This is a genomic window from Jatrophihabitans endophyticus, assembly GCF_900129455.1.
GTDB lineage: Bacteria > Actinomycetota > Actinomycetes > Mycobacteriales > Jatrophihabitantaceae > Jatrophihabitans > Jatrophihabitans endophyticus.
This window is the reverse complement of sequence record NZ_FQVU01000002.1, coordinates 1,003,556-1,019,756: the sequence shown is the minus strand read 5'-3', so window position 1 is coordinate 1,019,756 and position 16,201 is coordinate 1,003,556. Positions and strand designations below refer to the sequence as shown.

Here is a 16,201-nt window from a genome sequence, read left to right as displayed (position 1 = left end):
GGGGCCGTCAGCGCCGGTTGAGCACGCCGACGACCTCGTCGTAGTCGCCGCGCACCTCGGCGAAGCGCAGGAACTTCACCCGCTCGACGAGGATCTCGTGCGCGCCGGGCTCCGCCTCCAGCAACGCGACGGCCTCGTCGACGTACTCGTCGAGCGGCATCGCGTGCTCGTCGTCCTGCTGGCCCATCAGCGCGGTCCGCACGGCCGGCGGCACGAGCTCGACGACCTCGACCCCGGTGTCGGCGAGCTGCAGCCGGATCGACTCCGACAGCATGTGGATCGCCGCCTTGGTGGCGTTGTAGGTCGGGGTGACCTGCAGCGGGACGGACGCCAGCCCGGACGAGACGGTCATGATCGTCGCCGCGGGCACCCGGCGCAGCTGGGAGAGGAAGGCCGCGACCAGACGGATCGGGCCGAGCAGGTTCGTCGTGACCGTCGCCTCGGCGGTCGACAGGAAGCCCTCGGCGCTGTGCCAGTCCTCGGGCCGCATGATGCCGGCCATCGTGATCAGGACGTTGAGGTCGGGGTGGGCGGCCACGACCTCCTTCGCCGCGGCCTCGATGCTGACCGGGTCGCTGGTGTCGATCTCGACGGTGTCGAAGCCGTGCTCGGCGGCGAGCTGCGCCAGCAGCTCGGTCCGCCGGCCGCCGATGACGACGGTGTTGCCCCGGGCCTGCAGCCGCAGCGCGAGCGCGAGCCCGATCCCGCTGGTGCCGCCGGGGACGAAGACGGTGTTTCCGGTGATGTTCATGCCACGACCATCCGACGGGCCGCCGCGGCGGACAAGACGCTCGCCGAGAGGGGGATCGGCGATCCCTGGCCAGCGCCCGGCGCGGCAGCGAGACTGGGCGCATGAACCGTCGGGATCTCGCCGACTTCCTGCGGCAACGGCGCGCGGCGCTGCAGCCGGGCGATCTCGGCCTGCCTGCCGGCGCCCGGCGACGGGTGGCGGGCATGCGTCGCGAGGAGGTCGCGCAGCAGGCCGGTATGTCGGTCAACTACTACACGCGCCTGGAACAGGGACGCGGCCCGCAGCCGAGCGAGCAGATGCTGGCCGCCGTCGCCCGGGCGCTGCGGCTGACCGCCGACGAGCGTGACTACCTGTTCCGCACCGCCGGCCACTCAGCACCCGACCGCGTGGTCGCGGCCCCCCATGTCGCCCCGGGCCTGCAGCGGGTCATGGACGGTCTGGCCGACACCCCGGCGTTCATCCTGTCCGCGCTGGCCGAGACGCTGGTGGCCAACCGTCTCGCCGTGGCGCTGCTCGGCGACCACACCCACCTGACCGGGTTCGCGCGCAGCCAGGTGTACCGGTGGTTCACCGACCCCGCCGAACGCGAGCTGTATCCGGAACACGACCGCCCGCGGCAGAGTCGCGCCGCGGTGGCGAACCTGCGGGTGGCGTACGGCGAGCTGGGGCCGCGGTCCCGCGCCGGCGAGCTCGTCCGCACGCTGCAGTCGCACAGCGGGGAGTTCACCGAGCTCTGGCAGCGCCACGAGGTGGCCCGCCGCTTCGAGGACCACAAGACGCTGATCCACCCCGAGGTCGGCGCCATCGAGCTCGACTGCCAGGCGCTGTTCACCGAGGACCAGACCCAGACGCTGGTGGTGCTCACGGCGCCACCGCGCAGCACCGGGCGCCAGCAGCTGGACCTCCTCGCCGTCATCGGTGCGCAACGGTTCTGAGTATTCGACGACCCTCGACCTGTCGGAGTCGCCGAAGATCACCCGGCATGGTGCAATCGTGAGGTGCAGGTAAGGGCTGGCGGTCGCCGCGGACTCACGCGCGCCGTGCTCGTCCTGGCCCCGCTCGTCGCCGTCCTGACCGGCACGGTCGTCGGCGCGGCGCCGGCGGCGGCGACCCCGTGGGGCGCGTCCGGCGCCGACTACACCGGCGTGCTCTGCCGTCTCGACCAGACCGAGGTCCCGCTCGGCGCCTGGGCGGTCAACGGCGGCGTGCGCGCCTTCAGCACCCGCGACATCAGCGGCACCGGCCCCGCGCAGCAGCCCGCGCCGGTCAACGGGCCCGGTGCGAGCATGACCGCCGGTCAGGCGGGGATGTCGCGCGACGACATCGGCGCGGCGGCGTACCTGATCGCACACCACGGCGACGGCTCGCCGGCCGAGCTCGCCGAGGTGAGCGCGGACGTCGCGACCCTCGCCGGCTCCGGCGAGCTGCAGCGCCGCTGCCTCGGACAGGAGGGGACGAGCGCGAGCCGCGCGGCGGCCCGCCTCGACGAGGCCCGCCGCTACGGCGGCCCCTACCGGGTGACGGTGACGCCCCCGGCTCGGACGATCCCCGGCGCGCAGACGACGGTCACGGTCGACGTCCGCTCGGCCGCGGGGGTGGGGACACCCGGCCTCGCGGTCGCCGTCGACGTCGGCGGCGCGGTCGCGACCGCGAGCACCGGCGGCGACGGCACGGCGCAGGTCCCCGTCACCGTTCCCCGCGCGGCCGAGACCGGGGTGACCGCCACCGTCACCGAGCGCGTCGGGCTGACCTACCTCGCCACCGACCCCGCGTCCCTCGCCGTCGCCGACGCGACCGCCGCGCGTGGGCACGCCACGTTGCAAGCCGTCCTGCACCCCAAGCCCGCGGTGACGGTCGACGGGCCCGCCCTGCTGCTGGCCGACGGGTCCTTCCGGCCGGCCGCCGCCGTGACCGGCACCTACGGCTACCCGGGCACGGGGACGCTGACGCTCACCGGGCCGGTGCAGGCGAGCGGCGGCGCCGGGTGTCGCAGCCTGGACCCGGAACGTCTCCGCGGGGCCGCGGTGGCCTGGCAGGACGCGTACAGCTTCACCGGCGACGCGCGCTACCGCGCCACCGAGACACCGCAGCTGACGCCCGGCTGCTACGCGCTGCGGGCGACCGCCACGACGCGCAGCTCGCCACCGGCGACGGCCGAGTCGCGGCTGAGCGCCGACGACTACCTCACCGTGGCGACGCTGACCGTGAGCACGGCCGCGAAGTCGCCGGTCGCGGGACCGGGCGACCTGGCCGCGATCGTGACCGGCACCGACCCGGGCCGCGCCCGCCTGACCACCTCGGTGACCGCCCGCGGCCCGTTGCCCACGCACGACGGCAGCTGCCGCGGGGTCGACTTCGACGACGCGCCGACCGTCGGCACCTCGGCGCCGGTGACGGCCTCGCGGGTCGGCGACGCCCTGCGCGCCACCGCGACCGTGCCGTCGGTCGACGAGCTCGGCTGCTACTCGCTGACGGCCACCAGCGAGGTCAGCCTGGACGGCGCGACGGTCGATGCCCCGGCCACGCCGGCGGGCCCGCAGACCACCGTCGCGGTGCTGCGGCCGTCGCTCACCGTTGCGACGGCGGCGACCTCCGGCGAGCAGGGCAAGCCCATGCCGGCGACGGTGCAGGTCGCCGGCGCGCACCGCTACCCCGGCGAGCTGGCCGTAGGGCTGGTCCGCGGCGACTCGGTCCCGATCACCGGGTGCGGCGACGCGCACTACCCGGCGCCGGCGTCGGCCGGGGGCACGTCGTCGTCCGCCGCGGCCGCGATGCCGACGCGTACCCGCTCGCGCACCACCGGTGACGGCAGCTACGCGGTGCGTACCCCCGTCACCAGCGCCAACGCCTGCTACGCCGTCGTGGCCGAGCTGACCCTGACCGACAACCGGGCCGTCACCGCGTCGTCACCGGTGTCGACCACTACCGCGGTGTTCGTGGCCGGCGTCCGACCCGTACAGGCGGCGCCGGCCGTGGTCCGGCACGCCACGGGCGGCGGCTTCGGGCTGCGCGCCCTCGTCATCGGCTCGACCTTCGTGCTGCTCCTGCTCGCAGGCTCCGTGACGGTCTTCGTCCGGACGTTCCGCGGCGCCCGCACCCGGGCCCGCTGGCACTGGCGTCCCTACACCGACGACGACGGCTCGCTGCCGTCGCTCGGCCTGTCCTGAGCGCTACTCGACGAGGTCGTCGGCGGGCAGCGGGCCCAGCCCGCCGAAGCACTCGACGTAGGGCTCGACGTCGCCCTGCGTCGTCCAGGCCCGTAGCTGCGCCGCGGACCGGCGCGAGAGCACCAGCCGAGCGAGGTCGAAGTCGGATGCCCGCACCACGACGTCGGCCTGCGGTGGACCGAAGTCGTAGTTCTCGCCCTGCAGCCGCAGCGGCTCGAGCTCCCGGGCCACCGCGCGGTCCTCGCACGCCCCGGCCATCCGCTCGAACAGCGAGCGCAGCGCGTCGCCGTCCCGGGCACCGGGCGCCTCCAGGGCGCCGCGGAGGTCCTGCTCGTGGATCACGACGTCGCCCATGGGTCGGGGGTTGTTGTCGCGCATCCACTGCTGCAGCGGCTCGGTCATCGCCCGCCACTCGGCCACGAGCGTCGCGACGTCGTGCCCGGCCCGGTCGTCGACCTGCCGCTGCGTCCAGGTCGGGTTGTGGTCGTCGGGCTCGTTGCCGGCGAGGATGTCGGCGTCCAGCCCGATCATGTGCGAGAGCAGGTCGCGGACGGTCCAGTCGGGCGTCGCCGGCACGCGCCGCTCGACGGCCGCCGCGTCGAGCGACTCGACGAGGTCGATGACGCGGGCCTGCGCGGCGGCCCATTCGGCGACGGGATCCACTAGATGAGCCCGGGTCCGCTGCCGACCGCCTCGAGCAGTGTGTCGGTGTCGGCGAAGGTCTTGGCAATGACGGCCGTGCGCTTCACGTAGTGACCCACCGGGTACTCCATCGTCATCCCGATGCCGCCGTGCAGCTGGATCGCGTCCTGCCCGACGTGGCGCGACGACAGGTCGATCTGCACCTTGGCCGCCGCGACCATGCGGTGCCGCTCCGCCGGATCGTCGACGGCCAGCGCGCGCTGCGCCAGCATGGACATGCTGCGGGCCTGCTCCAACGACACGAACATGTCGGCCGCGCGGAACTGCAGCGCCTGGAAGGTCGCGATCGGGATGCCGAACTGCTGCCGTGTCTTGAGGTAGTCGACGGTCAGCCACAGCATGCGCTCCATGGCGCCGACGGCCTCGGCGCACAGCATCGCGGTGGCGGTGTCGACGACGAGCTCGATCGCGGCGAGGGACTCCCCCGGCGTACCGAGGGCGCGCGCCGACGTCCCGGCGAGCAGGACGTCGGCCCCGCCGAGGCCGTCCTGCTGGCGGTAGGTGTCGCGTCGCACGTCCGCGGCCGCCACGAGGAAGAGCCCGACCTCGCCCTCCGGCGTCCGCGCCGTGACGAGCAGCTGGTCGGCGACGTCGCCGCCCAGGACGGCGATCTTCTCGCCGTCGAGCGTCCAGTCCCCGCCTGCGGGCGTCGCCGTCGTCGTGACGTCGGTGAGCGACCACCGGGAGCCGGCCTCGGTGTGCGCGAAGGCGAGGAGCGTCTCGCCGGCGGCGACGTCGGGCAACAGCTCCTGCTTCTGCTCCGGCGTTCCCGCCGCCGACACCAGCGACGCGCCGAGCACGACGGTGGCGACGAACGGTTCGAGGACGAGGGCGCGGCCGAACTGCTCCATGACGACGGCGAGCTCGCCGCTGCCCATGCCGGCACCGCCGCACTGCTCGTCGACGGTGAGCCCCAGCAGACCGAGCTCGGCGTACTGGCGCCACAGGTCACGGCTCCAGCCGTCACCCTCGAGCAGCTGCAGCCGGGCGTTGGCGTCGTAGCGCTTGTCGAGCAGGCTGCGCACGGCGTCGGCCAGCATCTTCTGCTCGTCGGTCAGGTCGAGTTCCATGTCGGCTACCTCAGAACTTCAGGATCTGCTTGGCGATGATGGTGCGCTGGACCTCGTTGGACCCGCTGTAGATCGAGGCCTTGCGCCAGTTGAAGTACGTCGGCAGCGCGTCGACGGCACCGTCGGGCAGCGCCGCGAAGCCGTCCGGGACGTCGGTCGACTCGCGGTAGGCCAGTCCGGCCGGGCCGAGGACGTCGACCAGCAGCTCGGTGGCCTCCTGCTGCAGCTCCGAGCCCTTGAACTTCAGCACCGACGACACCGGGTCGGGCGTGCCGGGGCCGCGGCGGCGCTCGCCGTCGAGCACGCGCAGCACGGACATCTCGATCGCGGTGAGCTCGATCTCGAGCTTGGTGAGCCGGGCGCGGAACAGCGGGTCGTCGATGAGGGCACGGCCGTTGGACCGGGTCTCGGCCGCGACCTGCTTGATCCGCTTGATGCGGGCCTTGGTCTGGCCGACCGCGACGACGCCGGTGCGCTCGTTGCCGAGCAGGAACTTGGCCTGGTCCCAGCCGGAGTTCTCCTCGCCCACGAGGTTGTCGACCGGCACCCGGACGTTGTCGAAGAAGACCTCGTTGACCTCGTAGCCGCCGTCGATGAGGTGGATGGGCCGGACGGTGACGCCGGGCGTCGCCATGTCGACGAGCAGCATCGAGATGCCGCGCTGCTTCTTGACCTCGGGGTCGGTCCGGACGAGGCAGAAGATCCAGTCGGCGTACTGGCCCAGCGTCGTCCACGTCTTCTGACCGTTGACGACGTACTCGTCGCCCTCGCGTACCGCGGTGGTCTTCAGCGAGGCGAGGTCGGAACCGGCGTTGGGCTCGGAGAAGCCCTGGCACCACCAGATGTCGAGGTTCGCGGTCTTGGGCAGGAAGCGTTCCTTCAGCTCCGGCGAGCCGAAGGTCGCGATGACCGGGCCGATCATCTGCGTGTTGAACGACAGCGGCGCCGGGGCGTGCGCGAGCAGCATCTCCTCCGACCACAGGTGCCGCTGGACGGGCGTCCAGTCCTGGCCACCCCACTCGGTCGGCCAGTGCGGGACGGCGAGCCCGTGCTCGTTCATGATCCGCTGCGAGGTCACGATGTCCTCGCGCGACGGGTGCCCGCCGTGCGCGAGCCGCTCGCGGATCTCGCTGGGGATCTCGGTGGTGAAGAACGTCCGCATCTGCTCGGCGAACGCCCTCTCCTCCTTGCTGAGGACGATGTCCATGGACGGGCTCCCGGGGTCTACCTGCTGGTAACCACAGCATGCCCGCCGGGAGCCGGTTGCAGGCAGGTGGGGGGCGGTCAGCCCGGGAGCTGCGCGCAGCGACGCGTGTTGCGGGGCGAACGGCGCCGCTCGAGGCGGCCGAGCAGGATCCCGCGGGCGACGTCGTGCCGGCCGGCCCGGGTCGCGGCGAGGATGAGCGTCTCCTCGACGATCTCGCGCTGCGCCGCGCTGCCACCGAGCGCCTCGACCCCGCGCAGGCCCAGCAACTCCTCGGTCGCGCGGTCGGCGTCACCGTGGACGAGATCGGCCAGCGCGTCGGCGAGCGGCGCGAGCGTGTCGCGGAACGCGGGCTCGGGCCGCCGGGACGCCGAGCGACGCAGCCGGGCGAGGCCCTGGCAGTCCCCCGCCGCTGCGAGCGCGACCGCCGCGTGCAGCCCGATGAACGGCGTAGGCGGGTCGGCGACGAGGTCGGCCGGCACCGAGGCGAGCACCTCGCCGACGTCGGCACTGCCCCACGCCCCGTTGACGTAGCCCCGCCACAGCAGCGACGCCGAGTCGACGAGCGCCCGGACGCCGGACACCGTCGGCGGGGCCAGCTGCCCGGTATAGCGACGCAGCGCCGCCCGGTCGTCACCGAGGGCGAGCTCGTGCAGCGCCGCGTGCCAGGAGAAGTGCGCGCGGTGCGACGCGCGCGCGCCACAGGTGGTGATCCAGCCGTCGAGCCAGGCGAGGCCGGCCGCGTGGTCGCCGGTCTCGTAGTGCACGTGGGTGCGGGCGTGGACGGCGTGCCCGGCGGCGGGCTCCTCGGCCAGGGACCGGTCGGCGAGCTCGCGTGCCTCGTCCCAGCGGCCCTGCTCCTGGCGGACGAAGGCGAGCAGGCCGCGGTGCCACCAGTCACCGCCGTACGCGGGGGTGAGCCCCTCGACGAGCGCCCACGCCTCGGCCGGGATCTCGGTGGCACCGCCGAAGGCGATGGTCGGGACGGCGATGCTGACCGCCAGGGCGTCCTCGGGGTAGGTCTGGATGTAGGCGAGCAGGCTCGCGGCCGACGCCGCGCCGGGCTCGCGCACGCGGGCGGTCGCGACCTCGACGAAGCGCCGCTCACGCTCGTCGCCCTTCGCCATCGCGCGGTGCGCGGCATGCAGCGACGACGCGACGTCGACGTCGGCGCCCCATTCGACGCCGAGCAGCGCCTGCACGGCGTGGCCGAGCGCGAAGTCGGGGTCGGTGCTGACGGCCTCGGCGAGGAGGTCCTCGGCGCCCGACTGCACGCGCAGGATGCGGCCCAGCGCCTCGACGTAGGCCTGCGCCGCCCCGTCGGTCGCGGTGAGCGGCAGCCCGTAGGGGTCCCGCGCGCGGCGCCGCAGCGACGGCGCCGGGAGCGTGGCGACGAGATCGGCGGCGAGGTCGGCGGCCTGGCTGCGGATCTCGGGGACGGCCGTGCTCTCCCACAGCTGGCCGCGACGCAGCGGCCCGATCGCCCAGATCGAGGCGGCCGGACCGGACGCGGGGACGAGGCGCCCGGCGGGGTCGGTGGCGAAGCCGAGGTCGAGCGGCCCGGCCTGCGCGGTGCCGGCGTTGAGCAGGTTGAGCACGAGCGGGTCCTCGTCCTGCTGCACCGCCACACACGTGCCCGTGCAGTTGAAGACGGCCGCGGCGCGCACGGTGGTGCCGTCGCCGAGCTCGACCGCGAGCCCGCCCGCGACCTCGCGGGCGTCGCTGACCTCCCCGGCGTGCACCACGAGCGAGCCGTCGGCGACCCGCTCCCGCAGCCAGGCGTCCACGGCCGGGTCGACCCGGTGGCGGACGCGGTCCCAGCGGCGGGCGGCCGTGCGCAGGAAGCCGCGCCGGGCGTGCTCGTCCATGCGCGACCACAGCGTGGTCGTCACCGGACGCAACCCGTCGATCACGCGGCGCCAGTCGCCGTCGTTGGCCCGCACGGCGTCGAAGACGACCCGCCGCACGTCGCGCAGGGTGAGCGGCGCGGTGTCGGGCAGCTCGGGCGCCGCGGCCGGGGACTGCGGATCGCGCGCGTGCGGCAGCGGCAGCATCCCGTGACGCGACACGACGTGCACCCGTACCCCGGCCCGGCCCCAGCGCTGGGCCATGTCGGCCATCGTCAGCCCGGCGCCGACGAGCAGGATCTCGTCGCCGCTGCGGACGGCCGGGGCCGCCGACCCCCGCCAGGGGTCGGCGACGAAGCGGTGCGAGCGGCGCAGCGCCTCGGGTGCCCACGACACGGCCGGCGCGCCGTGACCGGTCGCGAGCACGACGGCGTCCGCGGGGCGGCTGGTCCCGTCGTCGAGGGTGATCCGCAGCCGGCGGCCGTGCCGACGCACGTCGGTGGCCCGGGCGCGGACCTGCGTGCACCGGACCGAGTCGCCCCCCGTCTCGTCGGCGAGGCACGCGGCGAGGTACTCGGCGTACTGCATGCGCGGCGCGAACCCGCCGGCCGGGAAGTCGACGGCGACGTGGCGGCGCAGCCAGCGCAGGAAGTGCTCGGGATCGTCCGGGAAGGCGCTCATGCCCTTGGCCGGGACGTTGAGGCGGTGCCGGGGGTCGCGCGTCGAGTACGCGAGACCCTCGGCGACCTCGGCCGGCTCCACCAGCACGATGTCGACGCTGCGCCGGGCCGCCGCCGCGGCGCGGGCGACGTGGACGGCGGTCAGCGTCCCGCTCGCCCCCGCTCCGACGACGGCGACGACGGCGGGCCCGGTACAGTCAGGCATCGTTACCCCTCTTTGCCTACGGATATGAGCGGGAATAGTCGAATAGTAGCCCGAACACGATCCGAACGTGCGTCCGTCGTGACCCCGCTATCGTTCCCGGGGTGCCCGCTGCCGACCGGCCGCGCGGTCTCGTGCTCGTCGTCGAGGACGAGCCTGCGATCGCCGACGTCATCCGGCTGAACCTGTCCGGAGCCGGCTACCGGGTCGAGATCGAGGGTCGCGGCGACCGCGCGCTGGATGCGGTGCGGCGGCACCGGCCGGCGGCGATCGTGCTCGACGTCGGCCTGCCGGGGCTCGACGGCGTCGAGATCTGCCGTCGGCTACGGGCCGCGGAGGACTGGACGCCGGTGCTGTTCGTGACCGCCCGCGACGACGAGGTCGACCGGATCATCGGCCTCGAGCTGGGTGCGGACGACTACGTCACCAAGCCGTTCTCCCCACGCGAGCTCGTCGCCCGGATCGGCGGCGTGCTGCGCCGCGCGCAGGGCCCGCCCAGCAGCGCGCCGCGGACGGTCGGCGGCGTCACGCTCGACACCGTCCGACGACGCGCGTTCCGCGGGGACGAGGAGCTCGCGCTGACGGTGACCGAGTTCGACCTGCTCGCGCACCTGATGCGCCGGCCGGGGCAGGTCTTTACCCGCGAGCAGCTGCTCAGCGAGGTGTGGGGGTACTCGTCGGTGGCCGGCGCCCGCACCGTCGACGTCCACATCGCGCAGTTGCGCGCAAAACTGGGCGACGCCAGCCCCATCCGGACGGTGCGTGGAGTCGGTTACGCCGCCGAGAACGCGTCCGCATGAGCCGGCGACGGCGCACCACCCTCGCCACTCGTATCGCGCTGCTCAGCGTCGGGATCGTCGTCGTGACCGCGCTGGTCGCGGGAGTGCTCGCGACGGGGCTGATCCGCACGTCCGGCGCCGACACCGGCCGACGCGCGCTCGCGCGGACCGCCGACATCGCGCAGACGGTGACCGTCGACCGACCGGCGGCGCAACGCCAGGTCACGACGGCACTGCGGCAGGCCCGCATCCGGGTCGGCCTCGTGGGCGCCCGCGGCCGGGTCCGCACCAACGCGACCCTCGTACGCCGCGCGCTGACGCCGGCCGATCTCGCGCGGCTGCGCTCCGGCGCCGAGCTGTCCGCGACGCGGGACGCGGGCGGGACGACGGTCTTCGTCGAGGGGCGCGCGGTCGGTGACGGGCGGGCGCTCGTGCTCGTGCAGGCCCGCCGCGACGCGACCGCGGCCGACGAGCGGGCGATCCGCCGGATCGCACTGGCCCTGCTCGTCGCCGGGGCGGTCGCCGCGTTGCTCGGCTTCGTCGTCGCCTGGCGGCTCGCCCGCCCACTGCGTCGCACCGCGGCGGCTGCGCACTCCGTGGCCGCGGGGAACCGCGACGTCGTGCTCCCGGCCCAGGGCCCGCGCGAGGTCGTCGAGGTCAGCGACGCCGTGAACGGCATCGCCGGCGCGCTCGCGCACTCGGAGGCCCGGCAGCGCGACTTCCTGCTCTCGGTCTCGCACGACCTGCGCACGCCGCTCACCGCGATCTCCGGGTACGCCGAGTCCCTGGCCGACGGCATCGTGCCGGCGGACGAGACGGCCCGCGTCGGTGCGGTCGTGCTCGGCGAGGCCCGGCGCCTCGAGCGGCTGGTCGGCGACCTGCTCGACCTCGCCCGCCTCGGGGCCCAGGACTTCCGGGTCGACCTCGCCCGGGTGGACCTCGTCGCGCTCGCCGGCGACGCGGCGCGGGTGTGGCAGGACCGGTGCGCGGCGGCGGGGGTCGAGTTCCGCCTCGAGGCCGCGGCCGCCGAGCTGCCGGCCCGCACCGACGCCGTCCGCGTCCGCCAGGTGCTCGACGGGTTGTTCGACAACGCCCTGCGCGTGACTCCGGCCGGCCGCCCCGTCGTGCTCGCCGTCCGCACCGAGCCGGGGGCGGCGGTGGCCGAGGTGCGCGACGGCGGCCCCGGCCTCGCACCCGACGACCTCGCCGTCGCGTTCGAGCAGGGCGCGCTCTACGAGCGCTACCGCGGCGAGCGGCGGGTCGGCACCGGGCTCGGCCTCGCGATCGTCCACGGTCTCGTCACGCGTCTCGGCGGGACGGTCGAGGCCGGCCACGCGGCCGAGGGCGGCGCCCGCTTCACCGTGCGCCTGCCCCCGGCCTGACGGGCTACTTCTTCGGCAGTTCCACGACGTGCTTCGCGGTGACCTTGCTCGTCCCGGTGCCGACGACCGCGACGTTGTCGCCCTTCGCGATCTTCGACAGCGACGAGGCGGTGGGCTTGTGCCCCTTGCTGCGCTCGCGGTACTTGGTGTCACCGTTCAGCGCATAGGCCTGCGACTTGCCGTCCGCGGCCTTCACGGTCAGCGAGGACGAGGACACCGCGGTCACGGTGCCGTGGTAGATCGTGCGGGTCACCGTGGCGCCCTTGTGGCGCGTCACGATCTGGGCGTGCTCGACCCCTCGCAGGGCGCCGTGCTTCTTCGCGTGCTTCCCGGCCGGCTTGGCCGTGCTCCCGCTCGGGGTCGCCGTCGGTGCCGCCGCCTGCTGCGCGCCGGCGCCGGTCAGCGTGCCCGAACCGGTGGTCGCGAGCGCGGTGCCGCCGACACCCAGCAGGGCGACGAACGTCCCGCCGGCGGCGAGGGTCTTGCGATAGGTGAGGTTCACGAATGCTCCTTCTCGAGTGCGGTACGTGATCACTCTGCGGTGCGCGTGTACGCGCGAGCGTCGGGAAGTATTCGGGTTCGGTTCGGGTCGATACCCTCGGCGCACCTGCCGCCCGTCCTGAGAGCCGATGAACGATCTCGCCGAGAAGGCCCTGCACGGCCTCGACACCGCCCGCCGCCAGGTCACCGACCGACCGGTGGCCGCGCTGGCCATCGCGGGATTCGTGGTCTCGGCCGCCGTGGTCGCCGCCGGCGGGGTCGAGGCCGCCACCCGGCCGACCCGCGTCCTGAGCGGCTGGCTGGGGCTGCAGGACGACCACGGCCTGACCTCGCGCGCGCTGGCTCCCGCCACGCTGCTGCTGCTCGCGGTCGTCCTGCTCGTGCTGCTGTGGCTGGCGGCGCTCGAGATCGTCCGGCGCACCGAGGTGCCCGAGCACCGGATCTGGCTGCTCGTCGCCGCGTGGAGCACGCCGTTCGCGATCGGGCCGCCGCTCATGGACACCGCCGCCTACGCGTCCGCCGCCTTCGGGTTCGTGCAGCGCGCGGGGCACGACCCGTACACGAACCCGCCGTCGTCACTGGGCGCCGACACCCTCGTGGACGCCGTCGACCCGGCCGCGAGGGGCACCGTGAGCGCGGCGGGCCCGCTCGGCTCGATGCTGCAGCACCTCGCCCCGACCGTGGCCGGCGGGACGGCGCTCGGCGCGGTGCTCGTGCTGCGCGTGCTCGGCGTGCTCGCGGCGATCGCCATCACGAGACTGGCCGCCGAGATCGCCGGCGCGGCCGACACCGACTCCGTCGCCGGGCAGCGTCGCCAGGCGATGGTGCTCGCCGGGCTCAACCCGCTGCTGCTGTTCTACGTCGTGTCCTCGCCGCACGTCGACGGGCCGATGACCGCCCTCGTGCTCGCCGCGCTGCTCGCCGCGCGCCGGCGCCGGTGGTCCCTCGCCCTCGGCCTCGCCGCGCTCGCCGGGTCGGTGTCGCCGCAGGCCTTCGTCGTCGTGCCCGTGCTGCTGGCGGTCCACGTCGCCGGCCGCCGACGCGCGCCGGTCTGGCTCGTCCTCGCCCGCGACGTCGCGGTGGCAGGCGTGGTGGCCGTCGCCGCCGGTCTCCTGCAGCCGCACGGCTTCGGCTGGCTGGGGGCGCTGTCGGAGCAGTTCGCCGCGCACACGCCGTACGCCGCCGGCAACGCCGCGGGACGCCTGCTCGCCCCGATCGTCCAGGGCGCGTCCTACGACGACCTCGCCACCGCCGGGCGCATCAGCGCGGCGGCCGCGGGCGTCTGCACGGTCGCGTACCTGCTCGTCTCCGCCCGGCACCGTCCGGTCGAGCGCACCGCCGGCTTCGCCCTCCTCGCGCTCGCGCTGCTCGCCCCGAACCTCTACCCCTGGTACCTGACGTGGGGGCTGCTCTGCCTCGTGCCCGGCGCGACGGGCGAACGACGGCGCGGGGTGATCGCGCTCGCCGCGGCGGGGTGCGTGCTCGTGCCGCCGGGCTTCGCCGACACCAGCGCGACGGTCGTGACCGGCGTGGGGCTGGCCGTCGTGGCGGCGGTCGCCCTCGTCGTCGCGGCCCGCGCCCGGGGCGGACGGGTCAGCGCGGCCGAGTGACGAGGCGGGCGCCGCGCGCCGGCACCTGGGTGATGTTGCGGGCCCGCGACGGTTCGGCGTGCCCGGCGGGCTCGATGTCGACGCTCGTGAGGACGGTGCGCAGCACGGCCACGGCCTCGACCATGGCGAGCGCGGCGCCGAGGCAGCGTCGCAGCCCACCGCCGAAGGGGATCCAGGTCGCGGGTGGCGGGGTGACGCCGAGGAAGCGTTCGGGGCGGAAGGCCAGCGGCTCGTCGTAGAGGTCGGGACGCAATTGCACGAGCTTGATGGACGGGAACACCACGACGCCCGCCGGCAGGTCGTAGCCCCCCACCCGGACGGGCTTGGCGAGCCGGCGCGCGACCTCGCTGATCACCGGCCGCAGCCGCAGCGACTCCTTCACGACGGCCTCGAGGTAGTCCTCGTCCCCCTCGTCGGCGGCCCGGCGCGCGCGGGCGAGGACGTCGGGCGTCCGGGCGAGGTCGTGCAGCGTCCACGCGAGCGTCGAGGCGGTCGTCTCGTGCCCGGCGAGCAGCAGCGTCATCAGGTGGTCGCGGAGCTCCGCGTCGCTCTGCTCGGGCGCGGCGACCAGCAGCTTGGAGAGCACATCGGTGCGCTCCGCGAGATCGGCGACGGTGCGCCGCTCGGCGATCTCGGCGTAGACGAGTCGGTCGACGGCGGCCTTGAGCCGCAGGAAGCGGCGCCACGGGCCGATGCGCTCGAGCTGCGGGTAGACCCAGCCGAGCAGGATCGTCGGCCCGATGCGCACCAACCGCTGCAGCAGCGGCCGCATCCGGGCGAGCCGGGCATCGTCGGACACGCCGAAGACGATGCGCAGGATGACCTCGAGGCTCACGTCGTTGAGGTGCGGATGGACGGCGAACGGCCGGTCGACCGGCCACGTCGCCACGTCGCGGGCGGCGACGTCGGCGACGACCGGGCGCCAGCTCGCCGTCGTCTCGCCGCGGAACGCCGACATCACCCGCTTGCGAGCGACGCGGTGCTCCTCCTCGTCCAGCAGCAGCACCGAGTGCTCGCCCATGATGGGGCCGAGGATGGCGTTGCCCTCACCGGCGTGGAAGGTGTCGGCCGGGCCGTTGAAGACCTCGCGGATGTGCTCGGGGTTGCTCAGCACGATCCCGTGCCCGGCCGGCGCGACGTGGACGGCGAAGACGTCGCCGTACCGGCGACGCCAGATGGGGGCCACGATGTTGCCGAGCCCGAGGAACAGCGCCGTCTGCACCGGGACGGGCAGCCGTGGGCCCGGTGGCAGCGCCGCGGTGTCGAGGTGCCGGGCGCGGTGGGTGACGAAGTCGGCGACGGACGTCATGACGACCCCCTGGTCGTGGGTGCGACTGCAGGCGCCCAGATATACGCCCGTATAAGACGGATGTCTAGGCCCCGCTCACTAGGCTGGCACCGTGGGTCATCGGGAACAGTTGCTGGCCGCGGCGCGCCGGCTCATCGAGGAACGCGGCTACGCGCGCATCACCGCGCGCGACCTGGTGGCGGCCTCGGACACGAACCTGGGCAGCATCGGCTACCACTTCGGCTCGAAGGCGGGCCTGCTGAACGAGGCGATCGAGCTCGCCTTCCGCGACTACGCCGAGCAGATCGCCGGGCAGGCGATGGCCGGCACGACCGCGACGCCCCTCGAACGGGCCGCGGCGACATGGACGACGGCGATCGACAACTTCGCCGACCAGCAGCCGGTGCTGCAGGCCTACGTCGAGGCGTTGGCCCAGGCCATGCGGGTGCCCGAGCTGCGGGCCCAGCTCGCCGGCCACTACGCGCGGGCCCGGAGCCGGGTCGCCGAGCTCGTGGCGGTCGCGTTGGCCGACGGGTCGAGCGCAGACGAGCCGCACTGTCGGGCCGTCGCCGCCGTGGTCATCGCGACGTGCGACGGCCTGGCGATGCAGTGGCTGCTCGACCCCGAGGGCGTGCCCTCGAGCGACGAGGTCGGCGCCGGTCTCGCCGCCGTGCTGGCGGCGTCCTACCGGCCGCCGGAGACCTCGCGGACGGCCGGCCGGACGTCGGCGAGGTAGATCATCGCCGCGACGACCGACGCGAGCGAGAAGATCGACACCACGGCGCCGGGCGTGGCCGGGCTGCTGAAGAACGTGCCGAGCAGGCCGGCGATCAGCAGGATCGCGACCCAGGCGGGCTTGGTCAGCTTGTCCACGGCCGGGAAGGCCGCGGTCTTGCGGGTGAGGCAGTCGACGAGCGCCCACGCCCGCAGCGCGACGAGGCCCCAGTAGACGACGATGTTCGTCCAGAAGTACAGGCCCTCGACCAGATCCACGACAGGAAGCCTACCTACCCCGACA

14 protein-coding genes are annotated in these 16,201 nt (G+C 74.6%); 6 read left to right on the top strand and 8 right to left on the bottom strand.

The features are described 5' to 3' along the window. Nucleotides 1–7 precede the first annotated feature (7 nt). Nucleotides 8–751 (bottom strand): SDR family oxidoreductase, encoded by a 744-nt coding sequence (locus tag BUE29_RS10045; RefSeq protein WP_073389303.1) that lies wholly within the window; start codon nt 749–751, stop codon nt 8–10. Nucleotides 752–852: 101 nt separating this feature from the next. On the opposite strand from BUE29_RS10045, the gene BUE29_RS10040 reads away from it, so the two are divergent. After that, nucleotides 853–1,686: a helix-turn-helix domain-containing protein gene (locus tag BUE29_RS10040; RefSeq protein ID WP_073389300.1), complete on the top strand. Its 834-nt coding sequence runs from the start codon at nt 853–855 to the stop codon at nt 1,684–1,686. Nucleotides 1,687–1,791: 105 nt separating this feature from the next. Next, complete coding sequence (locus BUE29_RS10035) at nt 1,792–3,918, top strand: hypothetical protein (RefSeq protein ID WP_073389297.1); 2,127 nt, start codon at nt 1,792–1,794, stop codon at nt 3,916–3,918. Nucleotides 3,919–3,921: 3 nt separating this feature from the next. Here BUE29_RS10035 and BUE29_RS10030 read toward each other — a convergent pair whose 3' ends face one another. From BUE29_RS10030 to BUE29_RS10015, 4 genes are all read right to left on the bottom strand, one after another. Continuing rightward, the gene (locus BUE29_RS10030) at nt 3,922–4,581 is read right to left on the bottom strand and encodes a maleylpyruvate isomerase family mycothiol-dependent enzyme (RefSeq protein ID WP_073389295.1); all 660 of its coding nucleotides are present in this window, start codon (nt 4,579–4,581) and stop codon (nt 3,922–3,924) included. Continuing rightward, the gene (locus BUE29_RS10025; RefSeq protein ID WP_073389292.1) at nt 4,581–5,690 is read right to left on the bottom strand and encodes an acyl-CoA dehydrogenase family protein; all 1,110 of its coding nucleotides are present in this window, start codon (nt 5,688–5,690) and stop codon (nt 4,581–4,583) included. Before BUE29_RS10025 ends, BUE29_RS10030 begins: the two co-directional genes overlap by 1 nt. 10 nt (nt 5,691–5,700) lie before the next feature. Then, a complete protein-coding gene (locus tag BUE29_RS10020) occupies nt 5,701–6,897 on the bottom strand; it encodes an acyl-CoA dehydrogenase family protein (protein WP_073389290.1) in 1,197 nt (398 codons plus the stop codon). A gap of 77 nt (nt 6,898–6,974) precedes the next feature. Then, the gene (locus tag BUE29_RS10015) at nt 6,975–9,626 is read right to left on the bottom strand and encodes an FAD/NAD(P)-binding protein (RefSeq protein WP_073389287.1); all 2,652 of its coding nucleotides are present in this window, start codon (nt 9,624–9,626) and stop codon (nt 6,975–6,977) included. Nucleotides 9,627–9,727: 101 nt separating this feature from the next. On the opposite strand from BUE29_RS10015, the gene BUE29_RS10010 reads away from it, so the two are divergent. Then, nucleotides 9,728–10,423: a response regulator transcription factor gene (locus tag BUE29_RS10010; protein WP_073389284.1), complete on the top strand. Its 696-nt coding sequence runs from the start codon at nt 9,728–9,730 to the stop codon at nt 10,421–10,423. After that, nucleotides 10,420–11,784, top strand: coding sequence for a sensor histidine kinase (locus BUE29_RS10005; RefSeq protein WP_073389281.1), 1,365 nt, complete (start codon nt 10,420–10,422; stop codon nt 11,782–11,784). Before BUE29_RS10010 ends, BUE29_RS10005 begins: the two co-directional genes overlap by 4 nt. Nucleotides 11,785–11,788: 4 nt before the next feature. Here BUE29_RS10005 and BUE29_RS10000 read toward each other — a convergent pair whose 3' ends face one another. Beyond that, a complete protein-coding gene (locus tag BUE29_RS10000; protein WP_073389278.1) occupies nt 11,789–12,286 on the bottom strand; it encodes a hypothetical protein in 498 nt (165 codons plus the stop codon). A 127-nt stretch (nt 12,287–12,413) separates the two neighbouring features. Here BUE29_RS10000 and BUE29_RS09995 point away from each other — a divergent pair, with 127 nt between their 5' ends. Beyond that, the gene (locus BUE29_RS09995; protein ID WP_073389275.1) at nt 12,414–13,895 is read left to right on the top strand and encodes an MptA/MptB family glycosyltransferase; all 1,482 of its coding nucleotides are present in this window, start codon (nt 12,414–12,416) and stop codon (nt 13,893–13,895) included. Here the strand turns inward: BUE29_RS09995 and BUE29_RS09990 are convergent. After that, nucleotides 13,879–15,204, bottom strand: a complete 1,326-nt coding sequence (locus tag BUE29_RS09990) for a cytochrome P450 (protein WP_073389272.1) — start codon at nt 15,202–15,204, stop codon at nt 13,879–13,881. The two genes, BUE29_RS09995 and BUE29_RS09990, sit on opposite strands and share 17 nt — an antisense overlap. A gap of 91 nt (nt 15,205–15,295) precedes the next feature. Between BUE29_RS09990 and BUE29_RS09985 the strand changes: the two genes are divergently transcribed. Further along, nucleotides 15,296–15,919, top strand: a complete 624-nt coding sequence (locus BUE29_RS09985) for a TetR/AcrR family transcriptional regulator (protein ID WP_073389269.1) — start codon at nt 15,296–15,298, stop codon at nt 15,917–15,919. Here BUE29_RS09985 and BUE29_RS09980 read toward each other — a convergent pair. Continuing rightward, nucleotides 15,868–16,176 carry a DUF2516 family protein gene (locus BUE29_RS09980; RefSeq protein WP_084180895.1) on the bottom strand — a complete coding sequence of 103 codons (309 nt, stop codon included), beginning with the start codon at nt 16,174–16,176 and terminating at the stop codon, nt 15,868–15,870. The genes BUE29_RS09985 and BUE29_RS09980 overlap by 52 nt on opposite strands. Nucleotides 16,177–16,201 lie beyond the last annotated feature (25 nt).